Origin of the sequence: Streptomyces sp. E2N166 (assembly GCF_003671715.1) — a bacterium.
Classification (GTDB): Bacteria; Actinomycetota; Actinomycetes; order Streptomycetales; family Streptomycetaceae; genus Streptomyces; species Streptomyces thinghirensis.
The window spans coordinates 192619-194223 of sequence record NZ_RAIF01000031.1 but is presented as its reverse complement, the minus strand read 5'-3'; the positions used below and the strand labels follow the sequence as shown (position 1 = coordinate 194223).

Sequence of the window (1605 nt, the reverse complement as noted above, 5' to 3'; positions counted from 1 at the left end):
AGCCGAAGGAGCCGACGAAGCCGAAGGAACCGAGGAAGCCCCGGACGCCGAAGAGCGCGTCGGGCGGCAACCCGCCGTCGAGTGCGCCGACCGCCCGTGCCGAACCCCTGGCGCTGTGGCTGCCGGGCGACACCGGCCGGGACGTCCGTGAGCTCCAGGCCCGGCTGCGCCAGGTCGAGTGGCTCGTCGACGGGCCGACCGGGACGTACGACGACCCGACCGAGCGCGCGGTGAGCGGTTTCCAGGGCAAGCGCGGGCTGCCCAGGACGGGCCGGACCGACACCGTCACCTGGCAGCGGCTGCTGGGGATGACGCGGGAGCCGGGCAAGTGGGAGCTGTACCTGATGGGCGGGCAGCCGGCCGCCGCGCCCGACGCGCGCTGTCTGACCGGCCGGGTGCTGTGCGTCAGCAAGTCGAGCCGGACGCTGCGCTGGATGATCGACGGACGGACCGTGTCGACGATGCCGGTGCGCTTCGGCTCGCAGTACACGCCGACCCGGGAAGGCGTGTTCCAGGTCTACTGGAAGTCCCGCCACCACGTCTCGACGCTCTACGACTCGGCCATGCCCTACGCGATGTTCTTCAGCGGCGGCCAGGCCGTGCACTACTCCGACGACTTCGCCGTGCGCGGTTACGCGGGTGCCTCGCACGGCTGCGTCAACGTACGGGACGAGGCGGCGATCGCGGATCTGTACGCACAGGTGAGGAACGGCGACAAGGTCGTCGTGCACCGGTGAGGCGGTGGAACCCCGCCGGGGGCGAATGGGGCGCGGGCGGGACCGGGGGAACGTGTCCCGCCCGCGCCGAGGTGCACGAGCCGTAGGTACGGGGGGAACCCCGGCTCGGTGCGAAAGCCGATGACCAGTCGGCTCACTCATTACTGCGCCACGGCGGCCGAAAGTGTCACACCCGGGGTCAGGAAATTCCTGCGGTCCCCGAAAAGCGCAGGTCAAGGGGTAGATCAGCGACGGTGGACGACGTGTGCGGCGGGTACGTCGGCCGCTGCCGCGGCAGGGGCGCGTAGGCCGAGGGGGCGTGCGGGTCGTGGTGCTGTCCGGCGGGCGGGGCTATGTGGTGGCCGTCGTCGTCATCGCCCTTGCCGCCGCCGTCGCCCCGGCCCTTCTCTCCGCCTTCACCGCCCTTGCCCCCCTTTCCGCCTTTGCCGCCTTTGCCGTTCTTGTCATCCTTGTCGCCGGAATCCCTCCCGGTCTCCCGGTCCCGGTTCCTCTCTCCGGACTCGTCGGATTCCCTGCCGCCTTCCCGGCCACCGCCGCGGTCCTGGGCGGCGCCGTCGGTCCCGGCGAGGAGGTTCCTGCAGTACTTCACGACCCGGGACGACCCCCCGGCCGCCTCCTTCAGGGCACGCCGACGGGCGCCGTCGAGTCCCTTGCCGGCGCGTACGTCGCGGCAGGAGGCGGCAAGGCCCGGCCGCCCGCCGCCGGATGCCCGGGCGTCGGCGTCCTTGTCGGTGTCCTCGTCCGCGCCGCCGTCCGCGTCGTCCCGTGCGCTGTCCCGCTCCGGCGCGCCGGACGTGCGGCTGCCCGGCCCCGGCCCGCCCTGCACGCCGTCCAGCGGCGAGGGCGAGGCGAGCGGCCGGTCGGGTGA

1 protein-coding gene and 1 pseudogene are annotated in these 1605 nt (G+C 73.3%); one reads left to right on the top strand and one right to left on the bottom strand.

Translation table 11 applies throughout. The features are described 5' to 3' along the window. Window positions 1–737, top strand: a 737-nt coding sequence (locus tag EBH09_RS22900) for a L,D-transpeptidase family protein (RefSeq protein ID WP_238697416.1), incomplete at its 5' end; no start/stop codon positions are given. A 178-nt stretch (window positions 738–915) separates the two neighbouring features. Here EBH09_RS22900 and EBH09_RS22895 read toward each other — a convergent pair. Next, window positions 916–1605, bottom strand: a pseudogene (locus tag EBH09_RS22895) (hypothetical protein); the annotation flags it as partial.